Source organism: Xanthomonas vasicola pv. musacearum NCPPB 4379 (genome assembly GCF_000277895.2).
Lineage (GTDB): Bacteria > Pseudomonadota > Gammaproteobacteria > Xanthomonadales > Xanthomonadaceae > Xanthomonas > Xanthomonas vasicola.
This window is the reverse complement of sequence record NZ_CP034655.1, coordinates 4,009,554-4,032,772: the sequence shown is the minus strand read 5'-3', so window position 1 is coordinate 4,032,772 and position 23,219 is coordinate 4,009,554. Positions and strand designations below refer to the sequence as shown.

General features: G+C 65.0%; 14 protein-coding genes, 1 tRNA gene and 1 pseudogene. 7 read left to right on the top strand and 9 right to left on the bottom strand.

The genetic code is table 11. The annotated features are described in order from the left end of the window. Nucleotides 1-269: 269 nt before the first annotated feature. The 4 genes from KWO_RS18645 to KWO_RS18630 all read right to left on the bottom strand — a co-directional run bounded on the left by KWO_RS18645 (nucleotide 270) and on the right by KWO_RS18630 (nucleotide 3,770). Nucleotides 270-1,688 (bottom strand): M20/M25/M40 family metallo-hydrolase, encoded by a 1,419-nt coding sequence (locus KWO_RS18645; protein ID WP_017112628.1) that lies wholly within the window; start codon nucleotides 1,686-1,688, stop codon nucleotides 270-272. 122 nt (nucleotides 1,689-1,810) lie between these two features. Next, on the bottom strand, nucleotides 1,811-2,242 hold the full coding sequence (gene mscL / locus KWO_RS18640) for a large-conductance mechanosensitive channel protein MscL (protein WP_010370977.1): 432 nt from the start codon (nucleotides 2,240-2,242) through the stop codon (nucleotides 1,811-1,813). 60 nt (nucleotides 2,243-2,302) lie between these two features. Next, nucleotides 2,303-3,016 (bottom strand): fumarylacetoacetate hydrolase family protein, encoded by a 714-nt coding sequence (locus KWO_RS18635; RefSeq protein WP_010378004.1) that lies wholly within the window; start codon nucleotides 3,014-3,016, stop codon nucleotides 2,303-2,305. Nucleotides 3,017-3,494: 478 nt separating this feature from the next. Continuing rightward, nucleotides 3,495-3,770, bottom strand: a complete 276-nt coding sequence (locus KWO_RS18630; RefSeq protein ID WP_010378006.1) for a hypothetical protein — start codon at nucleotides 3,768-3,770, stop codon at nucleotides 3,495-3,497. 261 nt (nucleotides 3,771-4,031) lie between these two features. Between KWO_RS18630 and KWO_RS18625 the strand changes: the two genes are divergently transcribed. Further along, a complete protein-coding gene (locus tag KWO_RS18625) occupies nucleotides 4,032-4,373 on the top strand; it encodes a Rieske (2Fe-2S) protein (RefSeq protein WP_010378008.1) in 342 nt (113 codons plus the stop codon). A 58-nt stretch (nucleotides 4,374-4,431) separates the two neighbouring features. On the opposite strand, the gene KWO_RS18620 is transcribed toward KWO_RS18625, so the two are convergent. The 4 genes from KWO_RS18620 to thiS form a co-directional block, all read right to left on the bottom strand. Continuing rightward, a complete protein-coding gene (locus KWO_RS18620) occupies nucleotides 4,432-6,294 on the bottom strand; it encodes an SLC13 family permease (RefSeq protein ID WP_010370994.1) in 1,863 nt (620 codons plus the stop codon). 76 nt (nucleotides 6,295-6,370) lie between these two features. Next, nucleotides 6,371-7,129 (bottom strand): tRNA (guanosine(46)-N7)-methyltransferase TrmB, encoded by a 759-nt coding sequence (gene trmB, locus KWO_RS18615; RefSeq protein WP_010378010.1) that lies wholly within the window; start codon nucleotides 7,127-7,129, stop codon nucleotides 6,371-6,373. A 251-nt stretch (nucleotides 7,130-7,380) separates the two neighbouring features. After that, a complete protein-coding gene (locus KWO_RS18610) occupies nucleotides 7,381-8,175 on the bottom strand; it encodes a thiazole synthase (protein ID WP_010378013.1) in 795 nt (264 codons plus the stop codon). Nucleotides 8,176-8,223: 48 nt separating this feature from the next. Next, nucleotides 8,224-8,424: a sulfur carrier protein ThiS gene (thiS, locus tag KWO_RS18605; RefSeq protein WP_010378015.1), complete on the bottom strand. Its 201-nt coding sequence runs from the start codon at nucleotides 8,422-8,424 to the stop codon at nucleotides 8,224-8,226. A gap of 192 nt (nucleotides 8,425-8,616) precedes the next feature. On the opposite strand from thiS, the gene KWO_RS18600 reads away from it, so the two are divergent. The 5 genes and pseudogenes from KWO_RS18600 to xopAD all read left to right on the top strand — a co-directional run bounded on the left by KWO_RS18600 (nucleotide 8,617) and on the right by xopAD (nucleotide 19,913). After that, nucleotides 8,617-10,401, top strand: a complete 1,785-nt coding sequence (locus tag KWO_RS18600) for an autotransporter domain-containing esterase (protein ID WP_017117867.1) — start codon at nucleotides 8,617-8,619, stop codon at nucleotides 10,399-10,401. Nucleotides 10,402-10,517: 116 nt separating this feature from the next. Continuing rightward, a tRNA-Gly gene (locus tag KWO_RS18595) sits at nucleotides 10,518-10,591 on the top strand. 67 nt (nucleotides 10,592-10,658) lie between these two features. Further along, nucleotides 10,659-11,107, top strand: a pseudogene (locus KWO_RS23165) (integrase); the annotation flags it as partial. Between the two features lie 83 nt (nucleotides 11,108-11,190). Further along, nucleotides 11,191-12,027, top strand: a complete 837-nt coding sequence (locus KWO_RS22680) for an NBR1-Ig-like domain-containing protein (protein ID WP_227254365.1) — start codon at nucleotides 11,191-11,193, stop codon at nucleotides 12,025-12,027. A 227-nt stretch (nucleotides 12,028-12,254) separates the two neighbouring features. Continuing rightward, complete coding sequence (gene xopAD / locus KWO_RS18580) at nucleotides 12,255-19,913, top strand: XopAD/skwp family type III secretion system effector (protein ID WP_029216803.1); 7,659 nt, start codon at nucleotides 12,255-12,257, stop codon at nucleotides 19,911-19,913. A gap of 407 nt (nucleotides 19,914-20,320) precedes the next feature. Here xopAD and KWO_RS18575 read toward each other — a convergent pair whose 3' ends face one another. Beyond that, entirely contained in the window at nucleotides 20,321-22,135 is a 1,815-nt protein-coding gene (locus KWO_RS18575; protein WP_010378031.1) for a GspE/PulE family protein, read from the bottom strand. A gap of 89 nt (nucleotides 22,136-22,224) precedes the next feature. Between KWO_RS18575 and glyQ the strand changes: the two genes are divergently transcribed. After that, nucleotides 22,225-23,133, top strand: coding sequence for a glycine--tRNA ligase subunit alpha (gene glyQ / locus KWO_RS18570; RefSeq protein ID WP_010378033.1), 909 nt, complete (start codon nucleotides 22,225-22,227; stop codon nucleotides 23,131-23,133). The last annotated feature ends 86 nt before the right edge of the window (nucleotides 23,134-23,219 follow it).

Genomic DNA, 23,219 nt, shown 5'->3' with positions numbered 1-23,219 from the left:
CGTTGTGCAGTGCCAGCGGCGGCGATGCGTCACCGCTGCGCAGAACATGTATGCGCCGCTGCCGAGCACGTGATGCGTGCCCACCTGGCGTGACGCATTGCGAGTGGCAGCTGCTTCAAAGCAACTGCCACTTGCTGGACGAACAAGCCGATCTACGCAATCACCATCGCCCGGCCTGCTGCGATTCTTGCATGCATCTGGCGCTTGCAGATCAGCAAGGCACTGCCTACACCCAGCACCCGACGCACGCGCCAGACATTGCGCGTCGCTTACTCGTTCGGTGGTTGCACGCTCTTCGCGCGGCTGCCGAAGTCGCCATCGGCTTCTGCGGCCAGATATGCGAACACGGTGTAAGCGGCCACGTTCTGCGCGAGCGCCTTCGGGTCGATCTTGTCCAGCGTGTCGTCGGCGGTGTTGTGCAGGTCGAAGTAGTCGGTGCCATCCTGCGCCAGCCATCCCCAGGCACCACCCTTGGCAGAAATCGGCCCGACATCCGGACCAGGGCCGCCCTTGCTCGGTTCATACGCGATGCCCAGCGGTGCAAGCACCTCGGCAATCTGCTTGGTTGCTGCACGCGAGTCGTCTGGCGCAGCCGCGCCGGTGTTGAATGCGTAGATGCGCCCGGCGCCGAAGTCACTTTCCGCGCCGATCTGATGCAGCGCCATGTCCTTGGCATCCTTGCCGTGCGCTGCCGCATACGCCTTGCCGCCGTACAGACCCTGCTCCTCGTTGGCGAAGGCCACCACGCGAATGGTGCGCTTGGGGGCCTGCTTGAGTTGGCCGATCAGGTGGCCGGCGGCCATGGTGATCGCCACGCCGGCGCCGTCGTCGATCGCGCCGGTGCCCAGATCCCACGAATCCAGATGACCACCGATGACAACCACTTCCTTGGGCCTGCTGCGCCCGGTAATTTCGCCAATCACGTTGTACGAGGTGGCCGTGCCGTCCCAGCCGCAATCCAGCGCCAGCCGCACGCGCGTGCTGCCCAGTGCGGTGAGTCGCGCGAGTTGATTGGCATCGGGCACCGACAGCGCTGCAGCCTGCACCGGCGTCAGGCCTTCATCGAAGCGGGTGATGCCAGTGTGCGGCACGCGGTGCGAGTCGGTGCCGGCCGAGCGCATGACAAAGCCAATGGCGCCTTTGCGGATCGCTTCCGACGGGCCCTTGCTGCGCACCGCGCCGCCGTTGCCGTAATCCTTGCCGTCGCGCGCCTTGACCATCTGATAATCGACAAACGCGATCTTGCCGGCCAGCGAGCCGGCCGGCGCGGCCTGCAACGCAGCCAAATTCTCGAAGCGCACTACCTCGCCTTCGACGGTGCCGCCCGGGCTGCCGCCCAGTGCGGTGATGGTCAGCGGCTGCGCATGCGCACCGAGCACGGCAGCGCGTTCGCTGCGACGTTCCCATTTCGGAAAGGTCACCGGCTCGGTCCACACCTTGTCGAAGCCCAGCGCAGTGAATTTCGCCTTGGCCCAGGCCACCGCACGCAAGCCCGCTTCGCCACCGGCAATGCGCGGGCCCACTTCGGTGGTCAATGATTGGACCACCGCAAAGCCGGTGCTGTCGGCCAGCGCTTGCTCGCGTAGCTGCGCGGCGGTGCGCAATGCGCTGTCGGGGATGCTGGTCTGTGCGGCGAATGCGGAGGAGCAGGCGAGTAGGGCAGAGATGGCAACAGCGAGGCGACGCATGCAGGGCGGCTCCAACGATGAGAGGACGCCGAGCTTATCAGCGCGAAGTCCCCCGTCTGCGTGCGAAAGGTCATCCTTCTGCGCGAAGTGCGCGCCAGCATGCCTCAATTGGTTGTGCCTGCTTACAGCGCGCCCGGCGATTTAAGCGTGTCGTTCTTGAGTGAGTCGCGAATCTCGCGCAGCAACAGCACTTCCTCGCTCGGGGCCTTCGGGGCATCCGGCTTGCGATGGGTCACGCGGTTGATCAACTTGACAACCAGAAAGATCGCGAAGGCGATGATCACGAACTGCACGACGGTGTTGATGAAATCGCCGTAGCCAATCGCAACCGCCGGAATTTCCTTGCCGGTGGCATCGACGCTGGCCGGCTTGAGCACCCACGCCAGGCGCGAAAAATCCACGTTGCCGATGGCCCAGCCAATCGGCGGCATGATGATTTTCTCCACCAGCGCGGTGACGATCTTGCCGAACGCCGCACCGATGACCACACCGACCGCCAGGTCGATGACATTGCCGCGCATTGCGAATTGCTTGAATTCGCTGACCATTCCCATACTGCACTCCAACTGCGGTCGCGGACCAACTGCCGCAGCCCGATCGTAGCGGGCCCGATGTCAGCCCGCGATGATGCCGTGGCGTTCGGCGACGTTTTCCAGGCGCGCACTGAACCGGTCGCCCGGCAGCAGCGGGCCCACGCTGGCCGGCGTGCCCATGAAAATCAGATCGCCTGCGCGCAATGCATAGAGCTTGGACAGCTCGTGCAGGATCTCCGGCACGTTCCAGATCATCTGATCCAGCAACGACTGCTGACGCACCTGCCCATTGACCTCCAGCGAAAGATTCAAGGCCTCTAGCGCGCCGACTTCGCCGGCATGCACCAGCTCGCTGATCGGTGCGGAGTGATCGAAGCCCTTGGCGATATCCCACGGCAGACCCTTGGCCTTGGCCGCGGCCTGCAGATCGCGGCGGGTCAGATCCAGCCCCACACCGTAGCCGTATATCAGGCGTTCGGCCTGTTCCACCGGCAACTCGCCGGCCGGCGCATCGCTGCCCAGTGCCACCACCAGCTCCACTTCGTGGTGCAACTCCTTGGTGCCGGGCGGGTAGGGAATCTGGTCGCCGTGGCCGACCACGATGGCATCGGCAGGCTTCATGAAAAAGGTGGGCTGGCCGCGCTCTGCTTTGGAGGCTGGTGCGGAGGCGCCCATCTCGCGCGCATGGTCGGCAAAATTGCGCCCCACGCAGTAGATGCGGTGCACCGGAAAACTGCCACCGCCCACTACGGGAATGCGCGGAACATCAGCGGCGGGAATCACATCATGGGTCATGCGCGCATCCTCAAGAACACAGACGCATGAGTCTAGCGTTTTGCTTGTGTACGACGGAACCGTTGCGCGTGCGCACATTGCATGACACGGCCGCGATGGCAGACGCTACAAAGCGGCCGGCAGCAACACTAGCTCAAGTTGTGGCGCGTACAACGAGACACTGACGAATCCAAAACAGCACGAGCGTCGCGCTGCTGGCGTTCGATCAAGCGCGATGCGCGCTGCTGCGGCGTTGATTAAGGAGAGTCGCGCCGTGTGGTGCACTGGTGCTCGATGCAGCGTCAGGTGCGCGCCTGACCAATCAACGCATCGCCCAGCAACGTGGGAATGCTAAAGCGCGGCAAGCGCTCAGAAATCCAAGCGCTCAGAACATCAGTGTGGCTTGCCGGAAAGAATCGTCATCGATACGGGCACGCGCCCATCCGGAGAGCAACTGCGCAGACCGGCCGGCTGCGCAGCGATGCCGTCAGCGAAGATGTCAGTGCGACAAGGGCAATGCGGGCTTGCGCACCACGTGGTATTCGGCGTCGACCACACGCGTCTGCTGTGGCGTGCGGCGGCTCGACCTGCTCAACAACTTCCAGGCGATGCCGCCCAGGATCATTGCCGCGCCAACGAACACGCTAAAAAAAATCAGCACCGCAAGGATGACCAGACCAGCCAGGCCGGCGGCAACGCGTACCAACGGGTGACGCGGCTTGCGCGGCGCAAACAGGTGGTGGAGGTTGCCGAATTGGAAGATACGAGCGGGCATGGCGGTGGGCTGCCGGTCAGGAAACAAGCGCGCAGTATCGTTGCGGTTTCATGTCATTGAGTGAAAACTTCGTTAATTGACACCGCGATTTGCGGCGACGATCACAGGCGGCACGCGTGGAAAGGCGCCAGCAGGTCCAGTTGTAGCCGGTTGTCCGCTGTTGCTGTCGTCTTCTCTCAATGCTCAGCCGCCGACTCAGGCTCATCAATGCTGCCCAAGACTGCATGCCACAATCCAGGTTCCTCGTTGCCGGTCCCTTGCATGTCGTCGCCATCGCCCACCACGCTTGCCACGTTGACGCAGATTCCCGATGCCGGGTTTTTGGAAGTCGAAGCACGCTTGGATAGCGGCGCCGAATCGCTGGTGCTGTATCGCGAAGGCACGCAGGTCCGCGCTTGGTTGAACATCTGCCCGCATGCTGGCCGCCGGTTGGACTGGGCGCCGGGCCAGTTCCTCAAGACCAAGGAAGGGCAGTTGGTCTGCGCCGCGCACGGTGCGGCATTCGAATTGAACGCTGGCGAATGCGTCAGCGGCCCGTGCCGCGGTCAATCGCTGTGTGCGGTGCCGGTACGGGTTGAGGACGAGCAGGTGCTGCTGGGGTAAGCGCCAAGAACGATTGCTGATGCGGTGTGGTTAGCCGCTCTAAAAGTGCGACGCCGGATTAGCGCGCCGCCCACCAGAACATCAGGTTGATCATCGACACCATCACCACGATGTAGATCAGCGACAACGGCGCGCCCACGCGCCACAGTTCGCGCGGTTGGTAGTTGGCCGGTCCGGCCACCATCGAGATCACCGGGTTGGACGCGGTCATTAAATTATTGGACGCCGACAACGCCACGATCAGGGCAAACGCGGTCGGGTTGCCGTTGGCCGCCAGCGCCAGATTGACCGCAATCGGCACCATCACGATGGTCGCGCCGACATGGCTGATCACCAGCGAGAACGCAGTGGTCAGCAACGCCAGGCTGATTTCCAGCGCCCACACCGGGATGCCTTCGGGCAGGCGATCGATGGTGTGGCCGGCGACCCAGGCAGCAGTACCACTGCTGTCCATCGCCCAGCCCAGCGGAATCAGGCCGGCCATCATGAAGATGGTTTTCCAGTTGATCGATGCGTAGGCCTCGTCCATGCGCAACACGCCGCTGACCAGCATGCAGGCCACGCCGGTCATCAGCGTCAGCGCCACCGGCAGGCGCGAGGTCAATGCAATCAGGATGGTGAAGGCGAAGATCGCCATCGCGATCTTGAACTTGTGCGGGCGCTGTTCGCCTTTGGGAAAGTCGGTCACCGGCACGAAATCGCGGCTTTCCGCAGCCTGCGCCAGGTCCTGCCAGATGCTGTGGAAGACCAGCATGTCGCCGGCGCGCAACGGCACGCTGCGCACGTCCTCGCGGATGACCTGCTTGTCGCGGTTGATCGCCAGCAGGCTGATGCCGGCCTGCTTGCGCAGGCGCAATTCGGCGGCGCTCTTGCCGATCAGCCGCGAATTGGGCGGGATCACCGCCTCGGAAATGCCGGCCAGGCTGGGGTTGAACAAGTCGCCCAGGTTGCGCAGCCGCGAGGACATGCGCAGGAATTGGTTTTGCGCAAAGTCGGCCACTTCCTGGCGCGGCCCCATCGCACCGAGCACGCTGCCGACCCAGATGCGCATATCAGCCGGCGGTGCCAGGCGGGTGTCGTTGCCGGTCTTGAGCGCAAGCAGCAACGGCGCATCGTGCAAGGCTTCGGCTTCGCCCAGGGTCATGCCCACCAGCGGGCTTTCGGCAGTGACGATCAGCTCGAACACATCGCCGTCGATGCCGTAGGTTTTGGCGAAATAGCTTTCGGTGCGCGAGGGCGTGACACCTTCGTTGATCAGCTGTTCTTCTTCGATCAGTTTGCGGTCGCCGTAGAACCGGAAGTACAGCAACGCGGCGATCAACAAGGCCACGCCGATCGGCAGTGGCGCGAACATCGTCAACGGCTCGATGCTGGCCATGCCCGAGGGCAGGTTGTTGTTGGCCGACACCAGCAGGTCGTTGAGCAGGATCAGCGGTGAATTGCCGACCATGGTGAGCGCGCCGCCCATCACGATGGCGGCGGCGATCGGCAACAACATGCGCTGCAAGGTGAGTCCGGTGCGTGCGGCCAGGCGCGAGGCGACCGGCAGGTACAAGGCCATCACTGACGGGTTCTGCATGAATGACGAGTTCAAGCCGGAGATGGCCAGCGTCATCATCATCAGGCGCTGTTCGCTGCCGTGCGAACGCCGCAACAACCAGGTCGCCAGCCGGTTCAACGCACCGGTGCGTTCCAGGCCCGCGCCCAGAATGGTGGTGGCGATGATGCTCATCACCGCATTACCGGAAAAACCACCGAACAATTCTTCCGGCGCTACCAACCCGGTGACACCCAGTACCACCAGCACGATCAATGCCACCACGTCGGCGCGAATGCGCTCGAACAGGAACATCGCCATCGTGAAACCGACCAGCCCGAGGACGAGCTTCATATCGTTGGTCAGCGTCAGCGCGGTGTCCATTGGGTGCCGGGATTCGTGATTCGTGAGTGGGATTGGTTAAAAGCGCTGAAGCATCTGGTTGCCGGGCATGCCGCTGTTACGAATCCCCAATCCCGATTCCCGAATCCCGGTCATACACCAGATCCCACACGCCGTGGCCGAGCTTCTGGCCGCGCGTTTCGAAGTGGGTTTGCGGGCGCCAGGCCGGGCGTTCGACGTGGCCGCGCGGGCCTGCGCGATTGACCAGGCCCGGGGTGGCATCGAGCACGTCCCACATCTGTTCGGCGTAATCGGCCCAATCGGTGGCGGCATGCAGGCGGCCGCCGTTGCGCAGCTTGCGCACCAGCAACTGCGCAAACGCCGGCTGGATCAGGCGGCGCTTGTTATGCCGCTTCTTGTGCCACGGATCGGGGAAATAGATGCGTACTTCGTCCAGCACACCATCGGCGATCTCGTGTTCCAGCACTTCCACCGCATCGTGGTGATACAGGCGCACATGCGTGCTGCCGTCCTCATCCAGCGCGTTGAGCAGGCGGCCCACACCGGGCGCATGCACCTCGATGCCGATGTAATCGCGGCTCGTGTCCTGCTGCGCGGCAAAGCGCAACGCCGCACCATTACCGAAGCCGATCTCCAGCACCTTGTGCGCATCGCGCCCGAAGGTGGCAGCCAGATCACGCGGCGTACCGAGGTAATCCAGCCCGAAACGCGGCCACAGCTCATCGAATGCGCGTTGCTGCGCCGGCGTGAAGCGGCCCTGGCGCAGCACGAAGCTGCGCACCTGCCGGCGGCCTTCTTCGATGGTGAAGGGCTTGGGCGGCATCTTGGCGCCGTCGCTGGTGAAAGGGTCAGTCATGAAAGCCGGTCACATCAGATAACAAAGCCTCTCGCCCACCGGGGCGAGGAGGCACAGTTTGCGCGCCATGGGCGCGCGTGCCTGGGAGCGCCTGCGACGCAGGCGCGGGCCGGGGCGCGGAGCGGGGGTTGGGGTGAGGGTACGGCGTGAGGGGGCGCTCGCAGCAACGCGGGATCCGGCAGCGGTCATATCTCGCACGCGGCACTGCCAATCATTGCGCCTCGGCCGCCATGTCAACGCAGACCACCCCATCATCCAATCACGCCATCCACTGGGCTCGATGCCGATGCATAACGCTTGCGGGGAATCCGCCCGGCCAGAAACGCTTCCCGTCCGGCCTCGATCGCCTTGCGCATCGCGCTGGCCATCAGGATCGGGTTGCGCGCACCGGCAATGGCGGTATTCATCAGCACGCCATCGCAGCCCAGTTCCATCGCAATCGCCGCATCCGAGGCGGTGCCCACGCCGGCATCGACAATGATCGGCACCTTGGCGTTTTCGATGATTTCCAGCAGGTTGTACTTGTTCTGGATGCCCAACCCCGAACCGATCGGCGCGGCCAGCGGCATCACCGCCACGCAGCCGATTTCCTCGAGGCGCTTGGCCAGGATCGGATCGTCGGAGGTGTAGACCATCACTTCGAATCCGTCGGCGACCAGTTGTTCGGCGGCCTTGAGCGTCTGCACCACATCCGGGTACAGCGTCTTCTCGTCGCCGAGCACTTCCAACTTGGTGAGGTTGTGGCCGTCCAGCAGTTCGCGCGCCAACCGGCAGGTGCGCACTGCGTCCTCGGCGGTGTAGCAGCCGGCGGTGTTGGGCAGCAGCGTGTAGCGATCCGGCGGCAGCACATCCAGCAGGCTGGGCGCGTTGGGGTCCTGGCCGATGTTCACTCGGCGAATGGCAACGGTCACGATGTCGGCCGCGGCGGCTTCGGTGGCCAGCCGGGTTTCGTCCAGATCCTTGAACTTGCCGGTGCCAGTGAGCAGGCGCGAACGGTAGCGTTTGCCGGCGATAACCAGCGCATCAGAGGGGGCGGGGTTCGTCATGCGGCAATTATCACCGATCGGGCGCAGCTGCGCCGCCTGCGCGGCGCATCAACCGCCGCCCAGTGCGTGCACGATTTCCACCACGTCGCCCTCGCGCAAGGCGTGTTCTGCGTGCCGTCCACGTGACACGATTTCGCCATTGACCTCTACCGCAACGCGGCGCTGTGCTAAGCCTTCCTGCTCCAGCAGGGTGGCCAGCAGCAAGTTATCGGGAAGCGAGCGTGGAGTGCCGTTGAGTTGAATGTTCATGGCATCATTGTTGCATCGCGTGCCGCTCCGGCGCGCGTTTGCGTTATGCGGCAATGCAGCGTGAGCGCGGGCGGCGAGGGTGAAACCATGTGCCATTCGCCAGCGTACGTATGCACGCCGGTCCGGTCCCACTCACTTCAAGCAGGCATTCCGATGGCTTCAACACTTCGCCCGATCCGCTCCCTGATGGCCATGGCCATGGCCATCGCTATCGCGGCCACTCCGGCCATGGCCGAATCGGCCTTCGACCAGACCGTGTTCTTTGGTGACAGCCTCACCGACAGCGGCTACTACAACCCTCTGCTGCCGGCCGCCTCGCGCGCAGTCACCGGCAAGTTCACCACCAACCCGGGTTGGGTGTGGGCCGAATATGTTGGCGACCATTTCGGCACCAGTGCCGCGCCCAACGGCAATGGCCAGACCGGCGATAACTACGCTGCCGGCGGCGCGCGCATCCAGGCCAGCTCGGTCAGTGCACTTGGCGCTGCGCCGTCGGTGACCAGCCAGATCAACACCTATCTCACCGCCAACGGCGGCCGCGCCAACCCCAATGCGCTCTACACCGTGTGGGGCGGCGCCAATGACTTGCTTGCCGCGTCCCTCGCTCCGGCACAGGCGCAGGCCATCATCGGCAGCGCGGTGACCGCCCAGGTGGGCGCCGTGGCTGCCTTGCAGAACGCCGGCGCGCGTTATGTCATGGTGCCGACCATTCCGGACGTCGGCCTCACCCCGCGCTTCCGCGCTGGCGGCGCTGTGGGCATGGCGCAGGGCACCGGCGCGGCTACCGCCTACAACACCGCTTTGTTCAACGGTCTGCAGTCGGCCGGCCTGCGCGTGATCCCGGTCGACACCTTCCACATGCTGCAGGAAATCGTCGCCAACCCGGGCACCTACGGTTTCAGCAATGTCACCAGCACCGCCTGCAACCCGGCCGTGCCGCTGCCGGCCTGTAACCCGACCAGCCTGGTCGCCGCCAATGCGCAGAACACCTATGTGTTCGCCGACAGCATCCACCCGAGCACGGCGGTGCACCAGATCCTGGGCGAATACGCCATCTCGCTCCTGGAAGCGCCGCGTTTGCAGCAGGTGCTGACCCATTCCGCGCAGGCCGTCGGCCGCGCGCGCGCCGACCAGGTGGCCTGGCATCTGGACGGCAAGCCGGACGCCGATGGCATGCGTTGGTGGGGGAGCGTGCGTGGCGACATGCAGCGTTACGACCACGCCGATCTGTATGACGGCATGGCACCGGCCGGCCTGTTCGGTGTGGATTGGACCGCGGGCGACATGGTGTTCGGTGGCTTTGCCGGTTTCGGCCGCATGGATGCCGACTTCGGCAACCGCAACGGCAGCTTCAAGCAGGACGACAGCACCCTGGGCGGTTTCTTCGGTTGGTACACCGGCCCGGTGTGGGTCAACGCCCAGGTCAGCTACAGCTGGCTGAGCTACGACGTGGACCGTGAAGTGCAGCTCGGGCCAGCCACCCGCGTGCATAGCGGCTCGCCGGACGGCAGCAACCTCACCGCCGCGCTTAATGCCGGTTATTCGCTGGGCGAAGGCAACGTCAAGTACGGCCCGGTGGCCGGCCTGACCTGGCAGAAGATCAAGCTCGACGGCTACACCGAAAGCAACGAAAGTTCCACCGCGCTGGGCTACGCCAACCAGGACATCGACTCGCTGGTCGGCCGCGTTGGCTTCCAGGTGCGTCTGGACGGCGCGGCGGTCAAGCCGTACCTGCAGGCGACCTACGACCACGAGTTCAAAGAAGGCGGCGAAGCCAGCGCCTGGCTGCAGTCGATGCCGGAGGTCGGCATGTACACCGTTCCGGGCCAGAACTTCGATCGCAACTACGCAACCGTCGTGCTGGGCGCACACACCGGCCTGTGGGGCCTACAGAGCAACGTTGGTCTGAGCACCACCACGGCCCAGCGCAGCGCACGCGATGCCACCTTGTTCGTGAACTTCAGCGGCAACTTCTGAAGCGCGCGGTAAGCCACAGTTAGCAAGCAAGACACGTGGGCCGGGCAACCGGCCCTCGTTCTATTTGCGCGCATTGCGCCAGACACCCGCACCCGCATAAACTCTGCCAGCGCCATGCGGGCGTAGCTCAATGGTAGAGCTGTAGCTTCCCAAGCTACTGACGTGGGTTCGATTCCCATCGCCCGCTCCAGAGCTTCCGCCAAGTCTCTAAGTGCCTGACTTGGCTGGATATTTCGGCCGATTGATGATTCCGAGCGATGCCCCTTGAGGTATCAATCGAGGTATCAATCTTGCCCAAGCCTCTGATGATGTCGCGCTCGGCCGGCCTGTATGCGCGCTTCTTTGTTCCCACCGATCTTCGAGCCTCGATTGGCTCGCGTTACCTTGTCCGATCGCTGGGAAACCGTCGCGGTGACCACGCCAGGCTGGCGGCGGCCACGATGGGGATGGCACTATCGATGGCATTCGATGCCATGCGATGCGGAAAGGGACGACCGTGGATCTGGATGAGCTGCTCAGGAAGGTCCGCAGTGGGGACATCAACGAGCTCACGCTGAAAGATGTGACGCTGCCGGACGGCACGCGCATCGCTCAGGCGCAACTGGACAATCCTGCCGATGCCGTGATGTTTGGAGACCTAATGGTGCGGTCGCGGCAGACGGAGCCCACCGAGGTCATGGCGGCGAGGGTGGCCAAGCGTCGGCAAACGGCGGTAAGGCCATTTATATCCATGGCCTCTCTCCGGTAGGAGCCTCAAACGACACCATTTCCGGGCCGGGCGCAGTGGCCGTGTCTGCATCGGTGATCGAAGGGCGGATCGAGGGTATTCAGGACAACAAGGCGATTGTCGGCTGGGCGTATTCTGCAGGACTACGCCGATCGATTGACGTCCATATGTATGCGGGCGGGGCTTATGGGACTGGAACGCTTGCTGCTATCGCTAGCGCAAACCTTGCCAGCGAACCTGGCGTTGCCAGCGCTTGCTCATCGTCGGGGAGTAACTACCGCTTCTCAATTCCAATTACCGAAGACCTGATTCGAAGCCAAGGCGGCAAGCCGTTCTATATCCATGGCATTTCTCCGGTCGGGCGGGACAACTCCCTCATTGATGGGTCGGGTGCACTCTCGATTCCTGCCATGCAGCGTAATGCTGCTTTCGTCTCTCAGAACATGCCTGCGCAGCTCCCAACCGGACGTTCTGTCACCGGGTCCGTGCGGTTCACGAACACGGGAAATGTCACCTGGCGCCAGGGGCAGGGCTATCGGGCTGTGTTGGTTGGCGATACGCGAGGATGGTCGCCAGGCGAAGTGGGCCTGCCATCCGATGTTCCGCCTGGTGGAAGTGTGGACTTCAACTTCAGCCTCCGCGCGCCCCTAGGTGCGGGCGGCTACAACCTGCGTTGGCGAATGCGCGATGGTGCCGGTGATTTCGGTAATGAATCCAGCAACCAGGTCGTGCAGGTGGTGGCGCCGCCACCGGTGGAGCATGGCGTTTGCCTGGCGGCCCGTCGCTGCGTCTACGATGCGAACCAGCAGCTGTGCAAAGTGATGGAGCCCGAGAGCGGGTCGACCGTCATGGCCTACGACGCGGCTGGCAATCTGGCATGGTCGGCCAGCGGCCAGTAGGAAATTTGTCAGCCGCCGGCATGATTGCTGCGTCGCCTAAGCGGTGTGCCACTCGAGCACGGCGCCTGACGGCAGCCGAGGACACAGCCTGCAGGTGCTACATCCAAGATATCCAATTGCTGCGACGCGTGGTGGGTCATCCGCCCAGCCCGCGGCGGGCGTCGCACACGTCTTCGGCGCTTCGTATTGAACAAGTCGCTCGCGGGCAGATTGACTAAATTTCGGGCATGAAAACTCATGCCACCAATTCAAACGCGTTCCGCAAAAATCCGCCTTACGCTCATGAGGAAAAGCCCAGGCTAACGGAGGATCAGGCAGCAGCCAGCACCAGCGGCGCGCATCAACGGCTTGGACGGCCGCCGACAAAACGGCCGAGGAGAGAGTCGGATGCCCCGGGGGCGTCGACGCGAGACAGCAAGCCCTTTCGCGCAAGCGCCTTGAAAAAAGAGGAAATCGATGCCAGCGAAGGGGCATGGGACAGGCGCTTTCGGCGCTGGCAGCCCTCTGCCGTAAAAAACGAGCGCATCAAAACCGAGCGGCAGCTGGACACGATGACCGCTGACGTCGACGCGTCGCCAGCGCATCTTCGGCCACAACGACCCTTGCAGCATGGTGTGGAGGCAAGGGCATCTCTTCGACCGCGCGAACAACCGTCCGAGCGGTCCGCAAGAAAGCGACCACGTGAAGAGCAAGCGCCATCTCGGCAGTCAAAGCGGCCACTGCATGGTATGGGGCTGACGACCGACGACCTGCGCACGGCCGAACATCAGCTGGAGTGGGCGGAACACAAGCGGCTACAGGCGCAGCGACAGCACCAGCAGCAACAGCTCGATGAGTCCCACGGAATCGCTCGGAACCACAATGCTGGCCTGTGCGTGTCGATGGCATACGACAACGAGCTGGCGCATCGCATGCGTGGCAGGATGGCGTTGCCCTTCCTGGAAGAAGGTGTCGCCGCGCAACTTAACGCGCATCGGCTGGACAAATATCTTCAGCTGATTGTCACTGCCCGGCGCGCCAGAGGAGCAGGGGTGACGCCCCGCGATCTGGATCGTTGCACCGAGCTTGCGGCGCAGTACCTCTCCAAGACCGCATGGTTCGAAGGTGCATCGCTGAAGCAGCTGGCGCATGTGAGTAACAAGCTAAGCAAGCACCAGAACCTGCCCGCATGCATGGAGGCCATCGCGTGGATCGCTGGACAGGTCACGCAGGCCGATGATCTGGTGGGGCTGAGGGGCTACCCGGTAGTTCTTCTCCTGAACGCCTTCTCAAAGAATCTCGACAGCGGCCGGTGTGAACGCGCGGTGGCGCGTTTGGCACGTTATCTGCGACGTGACGACCACGCCCGACAGTCGCTGCAAGCGCAGGGCATCAGCCTAGCACTCAACACCTTCAGTAAGTGGTCCGATAATCCGGACTGCCAGGTCACGGCGCATCGGCTCGCTGCGCTTGTCGCCAGCGACAAGCGCCTGCGCTACGCCATGGATGCGCAGAACGTGGCGAACACGCTGAATGCCCTGAGCAAATGGCCCGACGACGCGGTCTGTGCGGAGGCAGCCAGCGCGCTGGCCGAGCGGCTGGTTGACGATCCCGGGTTGCGCAAGGACCTCAATCCGCAAGGCGTGGCCAATGTGCTCAACGCCCTGAGCAAATTGCCTGATATACCGGTCTGCGCGGCCGCCGCCAGTGCGCTAGCGGCACGTCTGGTCCACGACCCCGGATTGCGCAAGTTGCTGGACCCGCAAGGTGTGGCGAATGCGCTCAATGCCCTGAGCAAATGGCCCCACGCAGAGGTCTGTGCGGAAGCCGCCAACGCGCTGGCCGAGCGGCTGGTCGACGAGCCCGACCTGCGCAAGGAATTTGGCCCGGTCGACGTGACCAACGTCTTGAACGCCTTGAGTAAATGGCCGGGCACCGAGGTCTGTGCGGAAGCTGCCCGCATGTTGGCAGGGCGCCTGGTCGGCGATCGCCAGTTACGCAAGGCCTTCAATGCACTGGACGTGGCCAACGCGTTGAATGCCTTGAGCAAATGGCCTGACACCCCGGTCTGTGCCGCCGCCGCCGGTGCGCTGGCCGAGCGGCTGGCCGCCGATCCCGGGTTACGCAAGGATCTCAATCCATTGGACGTGGCCAATGCGCTCAATGCCCTGAGCAAATGGCCCGGCACGCCGGTCTGTGCGGCCGCTGCCAGCGCACTGGCCGCACGGGTGGCCGCCGATCCCAGGTTGCGCAAGGCCTTCGACGCGCAGCAAGTGTCCACCGCGCTCAACGCCCTGAGCAAATGGCCCGACGACGCGGTCTGTGCGGCCGCTGCAAGCGCGCTGGCAGCACGGCTGGTCGAGGAGCCTGCATTAGTTGAGGCCCTGGATCTGCAAGGTGTGGCCAATGCGCTCAATGCCCTAAGTAAATGGCCTGCCAGCAGGGTCTGTGCCGCCGCTGTCAGCGCGCTTGCCGCACGGCTGGCAGACGACCCCCGGTTACTCAAGGCCCTGGAACCGCAGGGCGTGGCCACCGCGCTCAACGCCGTGAGCAAGTGGCCCCGCATGGATATCTGTGCGGCCGCCGCCAGCAAGCTGGCCGGGCGCCTGGCCGACGATCCCCAGCTGTGCAAGACCCTCGACCCTGTCCACTTGACCCAAGCGCTCAACGCGCTGTGCAAATGGCCCGACAACAAGCTCTGTGCGGCCGCCGTCGGCACGTTGGCTGAGCGCCTGGCCGACGAACCTGAGTTGCGCAAGGACCTGGACACGCAAGGCGTGGCCAATACGCTCAACGCGCTGAGCAAATGGCCCAACAGCCAGATCTGTGCAGCCGTCGTCAGTGCGCTGGCCAAGCGGCTGGCCGACGATCCCCAGTTGCGTAAGGACCTCGACCCTCAAGGCGTGGTTACTGCGCTTAACGCCCTGAGCAAGTGGCCCGATATGCCTGTTTGTGCGGTCGCCGCCAGCGCGTTGGCAGAGCGGCTAGCCAACGATCCCGGGTTGCGCAGGGATCTGGAAGCGCAGGGCCTTGGCAACGCACTCAACGCCCTGAGCAAATGGCCCGACACCCCGGTCTGCGCGGCCGCCGCCAGCGCGCTGGCCGAGCGGCTGACCAACGATGCCGGCTTGCGTCATGCCTTCGACCCTATCAACGTGACCCAAGCGCTCAACGCCCTCAGCAAATGGCCCGGCACGCAGGCCTGCGAGACAGTCATCGACCTGTTGGCTGCGACGCTGGCCGACGCGCCCGGCTTGCGCAAGGCCCTGGACGCGCAAGGCGTGGCCATCGCGCTCAACGCGCTGAGCAAATGCCTCGCCAGGCCGGTGTGCCAATCGGCATTTGTGCTGCTCGCCGAGCGTGCAGGCTCGGCCGAGCTACCCTGGCGGCAGTTCCAGATGCGTGGGATCGCGATGGTGGCCAACGCGATGTCTCGGCTGTTGCACCTGGACGAAGAGGACGAAGAGGAGGATGGGCAGTTCCGGACCCTGGGTGTCGCCAAGCTGCAGGCGATGGCCGGGCACCTGGACCTGCACCGCGAGCGGTTTGCGTCAGCTTCGGCCGCCGATATCGGTGTGCTCTTCAAGGCCCTTGCATCGGCGCGGCTGCAACCCCAGATGCGTCCGCTGGGACAGCCGGCGCTAGAGCGGGTGTCGGCCCTGATCGGGGACGATGGATTACGCCAGACCAGCCTTGAGGGGATCGGCAGCCTCTGCATGGGACTGGTGCCGTTTATCCGCAGCCCGGAGCTCAGGCCCCGCCATGGGGTCCAGGCATTGCGCGTGTTCAATACGTTGCAGCCCATCGTCGCGCGCAAGATCGACCTGTACCTGGGCGGGGACGGCGCACGCGCGTCGGCCGGCATCGAACAGCATGCAACACGCTGCCCGGCGCTGACCTTCTACCAGGTGCTCAAGGCCTACGCGGTGGTGAGCCGGCAATGGAAAGCGCGCCATCTTGAGGGGTCGCGCAAGCAACTGCGCCAGCGCCGCGACGAACTGGTGAAGTGGGTGGACCAGACGCTGGAGCGCACGCGCGAGGCGATCGAGGCGGACCTGGGCGAGATGAGCTGGAACCTGATCGCGCAGATCGAGGCCGGCGAGCAGGTGTTCGACGCCCTGGACCTGCGCATGGCCAAGGAAGCGCCGACGATTACCCAGGCCCATCCACCGACCCGCTTTGACCTGGACCGTGGGCGCTTGAGCATGTCCTCGGTTCCCGGCCGGCTGGTGGCGCCGGCGCCCGGCCACGGCAGCACGACCCATGTGGTGGTCGATCTGGTGGGCAAGGAGCTGTCGACCAACCGTTCCGAATCGGACAAGCCGTACTCGCTGTTTGCGCGCCTGACTGGGCTGCCGCTGGTGGAAGTGCAACTGCCTGGTGAGCTATCGACCTTCATGCTGGCGCGCACGTTCAACTACAACGGCGAGCCCTGGCGCTTTGACATGTTCGGCGGCAGCCGCGCGGCGCGCAGCAAATCCGGTAGCCACAGCCTGGTGGTGTCCCAACGCAAGGAGTCGGCGTCGCTGTTGCCGGCATTCCGCTATGCCGACACCGCCCCGGGCAGCAGCCTGATGCAGCTGGCGGCCAAGCTCGCTCCGCAACGCGAGGACTGGTCGCGCATGCAGCGCTCGCTGCTGGAGATGGTGCCCAGTGACCATGTCGTGGAAGGCACGCTGCGCCTGGGCGTGTTCGATGACGTCGAGGGCCCTGCGCATCCGTTCAAGCCGTTGGCCGTGGATGGCACTGCCCTGGCGTTGTGCCCCAACGATGGCTGCGGCTTCCTGAAACTGGAGGTGGCCTTGGCCATTCCGGCCTTCCGCAAGCATTACGAGGCCTGGCACGCGGTGCAGGCGAACCAGGCCACCGAGGAGCAGCGCGAGCTGGTGGCCAAGGACAAGGGGCCTTCGGTGATGCCACCGCAGGCGCTGCAGCATTACCCGCGCGATGATGCAGCGCTGGAAGAGGCGCACGCGGCGATGCAGGACCGGCTGCAGACCCTGGAGCCGACAAGCGATGACCCGCTGTGGCTGTACAGGCCGCTCATCGGCGGCGGCTACCGGGGGCAGCGGGTGCGGGCGGTGCCTTCGGCCGACGACAAGGTGCATCTGCCGCAGCAGCGCAGCCAGGCCTTCGACGCCGCCGGCGGCCCGTTGCTGCTCGGCAAGCCCCCCTACGACAAGGAGAATCTGCTGCCTGTGCCGGAGCAGCGCATCGCTACCGTGGCCAAGGGCGATGCCACCGCCGCGTTCCTCTCCCAGTGCTTCGGCATCCAGTACAGCTACACCGGTTTTGATGATCGTTCCGGCGCCGATCCGCAGATGCTGCACAGCAAGGGCATGCTGGTGGTGGTGCCCGAGCAGCAGTGGCCGGCCGGGTTCAGCGACACCGACCTTGCCTGCTCCAAGGAAGATCTGAAGACGCTGTCGTGCTGGACAAACGGCCGTGACCGCGGTGCCTTGCCGCGCGAGATCCTCAGTACCGGCAGCCTGCGGCTCAAGGACATCGTGGAGCCTGGGCGCCTGGGCGCACTGCCGATTGACGAGCTGCGCAAACGCGACATGGACACCGACGGCGACGATGCGTTTGTCTACGCAGGCTACCCCAAGCTGGCCGCACTGATTTCGCGGGTGATGGATCGCAAGGCCGGGCTCGGTCGGCGAAAGTCCTTCAAGCCGCCGAAGACGGCCACGCCGGCCATCGACCCGGTCAGCGGCCACTACCAGCCCGGGCGGCTGTCGGAGATCATGTCCCTCAAGCGCGGTCAGCGCATCACCTCGGCGGCGGCCACGCTGGCGTCGCGTTTCATGGGGCAGCCGGACGACCTGCGCGAAGCGATGGCGCGCGACATGATGTTCGGCACCTACGATGGCATCGAGCGCGGGTTGCGCAACGGTTTGCGCGAACTGCTCGACGAGCAGGTCCGCGATCCCCAGGTGTTGGCCACGCTGCGCGTGCAGGCGCGCGAGGCGATCGAACGCGCCCACCTGCCCGAGGCGCGACAAGCGGCCACGTTGCTGCACGCGCAGCTGCTTGCGCTTGAGGCGGACCCGGCCGCCGACAGCGCCGCGCCGGCGTTGCCCGAGGCCCTGGCTGAGGCGTTTCCCGGCCTGGCCAAGGCCTACGAGGCTGCGTCCGGCGTCGACGCCCGCATCCACGCCATCCTGGACAACTACCCGGTGTGCCGGCTGTCGCATGCGCAGTTCCCGAACGGGCAACCCGGGCTCATCCCCGGCCAGCCGGAACTGACCATGCGCAACCTGTTCACCAACGCGATCAAGGTCGGCACCGATGCGCTGAAGTCCGACACCGGCACGGCGCTGTTCGCCAAGATCGTGGAGGCCTGCGAACGGTCCGAGCGGGCCTTTGCCGAGCGGGTCCGCAGCGTGCCCTACAGCAGGGCGACCGCCCGGGCCATGCAGGACGGGCGCTTCGATCCCGAACAGACCAAGCTGCTGCTGCAGCGCATGCCGTCGATGGCCGCTGGCGTCATGGAAGACGCGCTTGAGGCGCTTCAGCAGGCCGGCTGGATCGCCCGGCCGCCGCCGCCGGCCGAGCGGCTGCGCGCCGTGCAGCCGCAGGACATTGCGGTGGAGGCGCAGGCCTTGCTGCGGCGCGCTCGCCAGATGGAGCCGCAGGTCACCGACATGCTGCAGCGCATTGCCGCGCGTCATGGCGGGCAGCTGGCCGGCACACAGCATCAACTGAAGTCCTACAGCTCGTTGCAGGAAAAGCTCAAGCAGCGGATGGCATTGAAGAAGCAGACGTTGGAAGAAGCGGCAGCCAACGTCAACGATGCGCTGCGCTACAGCATGGTGCTGGAACCGCGGGACTTTACCGCCGGCCTGCGCGCCGTGCTCGCCGCACTGGACGATCAGGGCCATGCACGGGTCAGGCTGACCAATCAATTCATCGACTACCCGCCCTCCTTCAAGGCCATCAATGTCACGCTGCGCAGCCCTGACGGTGCGCTGTGGGAGATCCAGTTCCATACGCCGGAGACCTTCGCGCTCAAGGAGCGCTTCCACGATCTGTACAAGCACACCCATGCGCTGGCGCTTGGCGGCGCCTCGCGGGCCGAGCAGCGCAAGCTGCAGGCGCCTGCGCTGGAGGCCTTCAAGCGTGTGGCCTCGCCGCCAGGGTGCGAGGAGATCGACGACTGGCAGGAAGAGACCGTGCCGGCGTTGGCAAGCACACCGCCGGCGCTCGCCTCCGAACAGACCCCGGTCAATGCGGACGCATCGCAGGCACACAGCATCTTCAACGCCGCTGCAGGCAAGCAAGCGTCGCTGACGCCGGTGCTCAACACGCTGGCCGCAGGCTTGGGCGCGCGGCTCTGGGGCAACGTGCGCTACGACGCCAAGCAGGGCCGGATCGAGCAGGTGCAACAGGCCCCGTTCCAGAAATCGGTCGCCTCGATCAAGGACAAGATCCGGCGCCATCTGCGCGCCGGCATGAGCGCAGAACAGGCCACGCAGAGCGTGGGCGATGCGCTGCGCTATGCGCTTGAGTTGCCGTCCGAGGGTTTTGTGGCCAAGGTGCTGGCGGCCCAGGACGCACTGCGTCTACAAGGGATGACGTGCGTGAAGCTGAAGAATTACTTTACCTCAGGAGACGGCACCTACCGGGGCATCAATGCCAGCTTCACCGATGCCGAGGGCTATACGTTTGAAGTGCAGTTCCACACGGCCGAGAGCTTCAACGCCAAGGCGCAAACGCATCTGTCGTACAAGCGGATGCAGTTGGCGCAGACACGCCTGGACAAGGAGCGGCACAAACCTCAGCCCGACCCGGCGAGGCAGGCAAAACTGACCCAGGAGATCGCACGGCATAGAACGGCGATGCACGAGATGACCGCCAAGGTGAGCAAGCCCGCCCACAGCGAGCGTCTGGGAGATCGCGCATGAGGTCCGATCAACCGCTCAAGAGGTCGGGAAACGACAGGCTCACAGGAAGGGCTCGCTGTGAGCCAGGCGATGGCTACACCCAAAAGGCATGCAAAAGGCATGAGTGCCGGGTTCCACTGGTACGGACATCAAGCGCGTGCGGCTCGCAGTCGCGGGCCAATGGGTCGATCGCCGTCATGGCGATCGACCGCGACGTGTGCGAAAACGGGGTGCATACCTGAGGTGTCGCTGCGCATGCCAAGCAACCGTGTGCCTGGGCGAACACGGGCGATCGGCAGGGATCGGTCCTGTTGTCAGCACAGACGTTTTCAACCGACCCCTGCCGGCCCTCGACGCCTCGTGGCGTCGAAGGTCCCCTGCGGATCACGCACGCGCACGCGGCGTGGTCGCCAGGACGTAGGACTCGTCTATTCCCGCGGCGGCAATACCGACAGCACTTCTTCGATGGTGGTCAGCCCGGCGGCGACCTTCTCCAGGCCGGTGCGGCGCAGCGTGCGCAGGCCTTCGCCGCGGGCAGCCTGGCTGAAGCCGGCCAGCTCGGTGTCTGGGCGGATCAGGGTACGCAGGCGCGGGGTGACCGGCAGCAGTTCGTACAGGCCCACCCGGCCCAGGTAGCCGGTGCGGCGGCATTCCAGGCAACCGACCGGGGCGTGCACGTTGAGCGGTTCCGGCAGGGCTTCGCCAGGTTCGCGGATGGCCGCCCAGTCGGCGTCGCTGAGCGTGTGCGGGCGTTTGCAATGCACGCACAGCGTGCGCACCAGTCGCTGCGCCAGCACGCCGTTGAGCGTGGAGGCCACCAGGTAATGCGGCACGCCCAGATCGAGCAGGCGGGTGATCGCCGAGGCGGCATCGTTGGTGTGCAGCGTGGACAACACCAGATGCCCGGTGAGCGAGGCCTGCACCGCCATCTGCGCGGTTTCCAGGTCGCGGATTTCGCCGATCATGATGATGTCCGGGTCTTGCCGCAGCAGTGTGCGCACGCCGCTGGCGAAATCCAGATCGATGTTCTGCTGCACCTGCATCTGGTTGAATTCCGGCGCGATCATTTCGATCGGGTCTTCTACGCTGCACACGTTCACATCCGGCGTGGCCAGGCGTTTGAGCGTGGAATACAGTGTGGTGGTCTTGCCCGAGCCGGTGGGGCCGGTGACCAGCACGATGCCGTGCGGGCGCTCGACCAGCGCGCTCCAGCCGGCGGCTTCTTCGGGGCTGAAACCGAGCTGCTCGATGCTCTTGAACGCCGAATCCGGGTCGAAAATACGCATCACGCACTTCTCGCCGAACGCGGTGGGCATCGTGGACAGGCGCATTTCCACCTCGCGCCCGCCTGGCGAGCGGGTCTTGATGCGGCCATCCTGCGGGCGGCGGCGTTCGGCCAGATCCATGCGCCCGAGCACCTTGATGCGGCTGACCACCGCCGTCATCACCGACGGAGGCACTTCCAGCACCTTGTGCAGCACCCCGTCGATGCGAAAGCGCATGCGCCCGGCCTCGCGGCGCGGCTCCAGATGGATGTCGCTTGCCCGCTGTTCGTAGGCGTACTGCAGCAGCCAGTCGACGATATGCACGATGTGGTGGTCGTCGGCATTGACGTCGCCGGCGCGGCCCAGTTCCACCAGCTGTTCGAAGCTTGGCAGGCCGACATTGGATTCGGTGCTGCGTGCATCGTTGCGCGCACCACGCACGGACTGGGTGACGCCGAAGAACTCCATCGTGTAGCGATGCAAGTCCAGCGGGTTGATCAGTGCCAGCTCGATGCGGCGTCGGCTCAGATGCTGCACGTCGGCCAGCCAGTCCAGCGCCAGCGGCTCGCTGGTGGCGATCAGCACGCGCTCGGCATCCAGCGCCAGCGGCAGGATGCGATGGCGGCGTGCATAGGCGTGCGAGACAACGCCGGTGACGGCGGCAACATCGATGCGGGTCGGGTCGATGCGCAGATAGCGCAGCCCGGTGCGCGTGGCCAGCCATTCGGTCAGCCGCTCCAGTCCGAGTTCGCCGGCCGGCGGTTGCGCCGCATGCAATTTCAGATTGGCCAGCAGCACCAGCGGATGCACATCGCTGGCACTGCGCGCACCGCTGGCGGAGAACTGCACACGCTCGTGTTCGTGCGGTACCACCATGCCGTCGGCCAGCAGGGCGGCAGCCACCGGGTCGAACATCAGCCGGCCGCGCGGCAACAGTGCCACTGCGTTGTCCGGATCGGCGGTGCGCCGCTGTTCCATGTGCGTGTTCCCCTGCAGCGGTGCTCCGCGGCAAAGCGCCGCGGGTCGGCCGGTATACTAGCGCACCCCTTCCGCACGGCCTTTGCTGCATGTCCGATTCCCGGCGCGTTCCAATCACTTTCCAGGGCCTGATCCAGACCCTCAACCAGTACTGGGCCGAACAAGGCTGCGTGCTGATCCAGCCGCTGGACCTGGAAGTAGGTGCGGGCACGTTCCACCCGGCCACCCTCCTGCGCGCGTTGGGACCGGAGCCGTGGAATGCGGCCTACGTGCAGCCTTCGCGCCGCCCCACCGATGGCCGCTACGGCGAAAACCCCAATCGCCTGCAGCGCTATTACCAGTACCAGGTGGCGATGAAGCCCAACCCGGACAACATCCAGGACCTGTATCTGGGCTCGTTGCAGGCGCTGGGCATCGACCCGCTGGTGCACGACCTGCGCTTTGTCGAAGACAACTGGGAATCGCCCACGCTGGGCGCCTGGGGCCTGGGCTGGGAAGTGTGGCTCAACGGCATGGAGGTCACCCAGTTCACCTACTTCCAGCAGGCCGGCGGGCTCGAATGCAAGCCGGTGCTCGGCGAGATCACCTACGGGCTGGAACGGCTGTGCATGTATTTGCAGAGTTGCGACAACGTCTATGAGCTGGTGTGGACCTACGGGCCGGACGGCGCCGCAGTGACCTACGGCGATGTGTATCACCAGAACGAGGTGGAGCAGAGCACGTACAACTTCGAACACGCGAACGTGGCCGAGCTGTTCCATCGCTTCGACGCCTGCGAAGCCGAAGCCAGGCATCTGGTCGAGGTCGGCCTGCCGCTGCCCGCGTACGAGCAGGTGACCAAGGCCAGCCACGCGTTCAACCTGCTGGATGCACGCCGTGCGATCAGCGTGACCGAACGCCAGCGCTACATCCTGCGCGTGCGCGCGCTTGCCCAAGGCGTGGCGCAGGCGTATTACGCGCAGCGCGAGAAGCTGGGGTTTCCTGGGGTGAAAAAGTAACTGCAAGCCCCTCTCCCGTTGGGAGAGGGTTGGGGTGAGGGTACGGGGCGCAGCCCTCCTACCCAAACACCGCAAGGCTTCGCCCG